The 3,837-nt window shown below is 69.2% G+C and carries 5 protein-coding genes; 2 read left to right on the top strand and 3 right to left on the bottom strand.

The window, feature by feature from the left end:
• The coding region (locus VJS38_RS18095) for a hypothetical protein (RefSeq protein WP_324089546.1) at positions 1-338 on the bottom strand (338 nt) is incomplete at its 3' end.
• A gap of 147 nt (positions 339-485) precedes the next feature.
• Between VJS38_RS18095 and VJS38_RS18090 the strand changes: the two genes are divergently transcribed.
• The gene (locus tag VJS38_RS18090) at positions 486-1,331 is read left to right on the top strand and encodes an SDR family NAD(P)-dependent oxidoreductase (RefSeq protein ID WP_324089545.1); all 846 of its coding nucleotides are present in this window, start codon (positions 486-488) and stop codon (positions 1,329-1,331) included.
• Between the two features lie 43 nt (positions 1,332-1,374).
• Here the strand turns inward: VJS38_RS18090 and repC are convergent, their stop codons facing one another.
• Both repC and VJS38_RS18080 read right to left on the bottom strand, forming a co-directional pair.
• Positions 1,375-2,622 carry a plasmid replication protein RepC gene (repC, locus tag VJS38_RS18085; protein WP_324089544.1) on the bottom strand — a complete coding sequence of 416 codons (1,248 nt, stop codon included), beginning with the start codon at positions 2,620-2,622 and terminating at the stop codon, positions 1,375-1,377.
• A 190-nt stretch (positions 2,623-2,812) separates the two neighbouring features.
• On the bottom strand, positions 2,813-3,040 hold the full coding sequence (locus VJS38_RS18080; RefSeq protein ID WP_324089543.1) for a transcriptional regulator: 228 nt from the start codon (positions 3,038-3,040) through the stop codon (positions 2,813-2,815).
• A gap of 191 nt (positions 3,041-3,231) precedes the next feature.
• On the opposite strand from VJS38_RS18080, the gene VJS38_RS18075 reads away from it, so the two are divergent.
• Positions 3,232-3,837: peptidylprolyl isomerase (locus tag VJS38_RS18075; RefSeq protein ID WP_324089542.1), on the top strand; the 606-nt coding region annotated here is incomplete at its 3' end.

Genomic DNA, 3,837 nt, shown 5'->3' with positions numbered 1-3,837 from the left:
GCGGGCGGATGCGTGCGTCGCCCGGCCAGCCAGGCCGCGCCGGCCGGGGACAGGATCTCGGCCCCGCCGGCCATCGCCTTGCGCCGCGCGCGGATCAGACCGTGGGCGGCACGCAGCGCCACGCCGGGCATCTGCCGGTCCATGGATTCGTCGTGCAGCAACAGCTCTTCGTTCGAGACCACCTGGCCGGTGTTCCAGCCCCAGGCGACCGCCTCGAGGAAGTCCAGTCGCGCGCTCCAGCCGGCGGCGAAAGGGCAGGTGCGGACCCGCTCGTCCAGCCGGCTGACAAGGTCCTCGGCCTGCGCGAGCGGCCAGATGAGGGTTTCCGCGAGAACCATCTTTATGACGCTAACACGGCATGTTATCAGTGTAACGGACGTTTTAAAGGCCTTTTTGGATGCTGCCTATGCGTTCGATGATTCGTCGCGATTGCAGCCGTCCGGCAGCTGGGCATAGTGCCGGCGGACCTGAAAGGAGCGACGCTCATGGATCCTCTTCCCGCCGCCATCGGCCCCGGCCGCACCGCCGTCGTCACCGGGGCGGCCAGCGGCATCGGCCGCGCCGCGGCCCGCCGCTTCTCAGAACTTGGCATGCGGTTGGCGCTCGCCGACCTCGACGCCGCGGGCCTCGCGGAGACGATGCAGCAGCTCGGCGGGGCAGGGGAGGGGGGCCACGCGACCTTCGTCGTCGACGTCGGCGATCGGACCGCCGTGGAGGACCTGGCCGGGCAGGTGGCGGCGCGATTTGGCCGCGTCTCGGTGCTGATGAACAACGCCGGGGTCGGCGGCGGCGGAGACGCGCTTTCCAACCCTGACGGCTGGGCCCGCGTGCTGGGCGTCAACCTGCTGGGCGCGCTGCATGGGGTGCAGGCGTTTGTCCCGGACATGGCCGACAGCGGCGAGCCGGGGCTGGTGATCAACACCGGCTCCAAGCAAGGCGTCACCCAGCCGCCGGGCGACACCGCCTATAATGTGTCGAAGTCCGGCGTGAAGGCGCTGACCGAGGGCTTGGCGCACACCTTGCGCAACCGGCCCGGCTGCCGGGTCACCGCGCACCTGCTGATCCCGGGCTTCACCTACACCGGCATGACCGCCCGCCGATCGCCCGAGCGGCCGCCGGGCGCCTGGACGCCGGAAGAGGTGGTGGAACGGATGCTCGACGGGATCGGCCGCGGCGACTTCTACATCCTCTGCCAGGACAACGAGACGACTCTGGAGATCGACCAGAAGCGCATCCTCTGGCACGCCCAGGACCTGATCGAGAACCGGCCGGCGCTGTCGCGCTGGGATCCGGCCTGGAAGGCGGCGTTCGAGATGTTCATGGCGGGGTGAACCGAGCACCTCGGGTCAGCGCCTCGCCATGCGCAGTGCGGGGTCAATCAAGCGGCTCCGCCGGCTTCCGCCGCGGGTGACGCCGCTCGCGCAGGCCGAACAGGCTGGGCAGGAGATGCAGGTCGCCGGTGGATTCCCGCTCGCACATGGCGCGCAGATAGCCGCCGGCCGAGCTCTTGATCTCGCCGCCCTTCCAGCGGGCGTAGATGGTGGCCACCGCGACCGCCGCCCGGGTCGCGCCCAGAAGGTCGCGCGCCTGCCGCCAGGCGCCGAGGCTGATCCCTAGGAGGAAGGTCAGCTGGTAGGCGGCGGCGATCAGCTCCTCCCACCCCGCGCGCTCTGGATCGTCGAGATGCGGATGCAGCTCCGGAACCGCTTCGAGCACCAGGGAAAGCGGGATCGCCTCCTCATGGATCGACGACGGCCGCAATGCCCCGCCGCCCTCAGCCTGGCTCGGCCGTTCCGCGACTACTCTTTCACGGAAAGTCGGATACGTGACTCTTTGAGTTTCTGGATCGGTTGTAGGTTCTTTGTGAGCTCGGAATTCTTGGCCCCTGGGCTCGGAATTTTCCTCATCTCTGGCGGCCGTCCAGGCCTCATCCACCGCCGCAAGCAGGGCGGCGTATTCGCGCTCGAGGGCTTCCAGGTCGCCCAGTTCCGCCCCGCGCGGCAAGCGGCCCGAGGCCTGATCGATCGCCGCCTGCCAGTCAAACCCCTCGTAGTCGCGCTCGATCGCGTCGGCCGCGACCGTGCGAATCTCGCGGCGCAGTTCGCCCAGCCTCGTGCGCAGCTTGCGCCGGCGGGCCGCGTCGAGGCCGCGTGCGGCGGCGAGGTCGGCGAACTCTTCCCAGCGTACGGCCAAGGGCGCGAGATCGAAGCCATAAGCCTCGACGATCTCGCCCGCGTCGCCGCGATAGCCCCAGCGCTTGCCGTTGCCGCTGTCGCGCATGTGCACCAGGCCATATTGCACCGCCTGACGGATCAGCCCCTGCACCACGGTGCGCGAGCGCTGCAGTTCCTCGCCGAGCATCTCGTTCGACGGCCAGGCGATCGGCCGGAAGCGGCCGCCGGTCCAGTCCTGCTCCTGGGTCAGGCGCACCAGCGCACGGACCAGGCGCACCACGCCGTCGCCGACGCCCAGGCGCGGGGCGGCGCGCTCGAACCTGTCGAGCAGCATGGCCTTGCTGATTCCTTCGGGCAGGCCTTGATAAGAATCGGCGAGACGCGCCGCGGCCCTCTGGGCGGCGGCGATGCGACGTACGTCGCCTGTCCCGTGCTCGACGGACTGCATTCCAAGCTCCTTGAGAGGGAGCCGTGGGCACGCAAAATCCCGTCGCGCGAACGCGCGTTGTCGATTGCTGCGATGTGGGTGATGCGCTAGAAGGAGCAGGACTTACTGGCTCGGGCGGGTCGGCAAACCCGTCTAGCGAATGACCTGGAGGAACCCGGCGCGTTCAGGCGAGCCGGGTTTTTCTATGCGCTCACGGCGGGTTTCCTTTTGATGGGCCGCTGGCGAAATATTCGCGCAGCACCGTGGCCAGGGCGTCGTTGCGATTGGCGAGCCCGCGATCCAGCTTCAGATGGTCCAGCCGCGCCACCAGTTCGTGCGGCACGGTCAGGTTCAGCTGATGGTCGCCCGCCGCGCGCGCTATCGCGCGGCGTCGCTTCTGGTATTCGGCCTGGTAGGCGAGATCGCGCGCACTGGTCATGGCGCGGCCGATAAGAGAGCGATTCCGCCGCGCGCAATTAGTAAAGCTTGGCCGCCGAATGCTCCGTATAGCAAATAAACCGGCTTGCGGAACGCGGAATCGTGGGCGCGCTGTCGCAAGCGCGCTCTGCCTCGACCTGGCCACGGCGCCGACGCTAAGAAGGGCTCCCCGAACCAAGGAGCCGGTCGCCGATGGGCAGCGCCAACCTCGCACGCCGCAGTTTCCTCGGCGCCGCCGGCCTTTTGATGAGCGCGCCGGCCGCGGGCTTCGCCGCGGCGGCCAAGCCCAGGGTGCGGATCGAGACCAGCCGCGGAGTGATCGTCGTCGAGCTCGAGGACAAGCGCGCGCCGCTGACCTCGGCCAACTTCCTGCGCTACGTCGACGCCCACGCCTACGACAACGGCGAGTTCTTCCGCGCCGCGCGCGATCCGGACGACCGCAAGGGCGGCACCATCGTCGGCCGGCCGGCGGCGCGCGTGAAGCCGTTCCCGCCGATCAAGCACGAGAGCACGACCATGACCGGCCTGCGCCACGTGACCGGCACGCTCTCGCTCGGCCGCTTCGATCCGGGGACCGCGACCAACAATTTCTTCATCTGCGCCAGCGACGAGCCCTATCTCGACGCCCATCCCGGAGAGCCGGGCGACAACCTCGGCTACGCCGCCTTCGGCCACGTCGTCTCCGGCATGCCGGTCGTCGCCAAGATCCTGTCGCTGCCGACCAACGGCGAGACCAAGTACAAGGACCAGCGCGGCCAGTGGCTGAAGCCGCCGGTCCCGATCCGCAGCATGCGGCGG

This window comes from Phenylobacterium sp., assembly GCF_035276905.1.
In the GTDB taxonomy this organism is placed as follows: Bacteria; Pseudomonadota; Alphaproteobacteria; order Caulobacterales; family Caulobacteraceae; genus Phenylobacterium.
The sequence above is the reverse complement of the archived record's forward strand: the minus strand, read 5'-3'. Positions and strand labels throughout refer to the sequence as shown.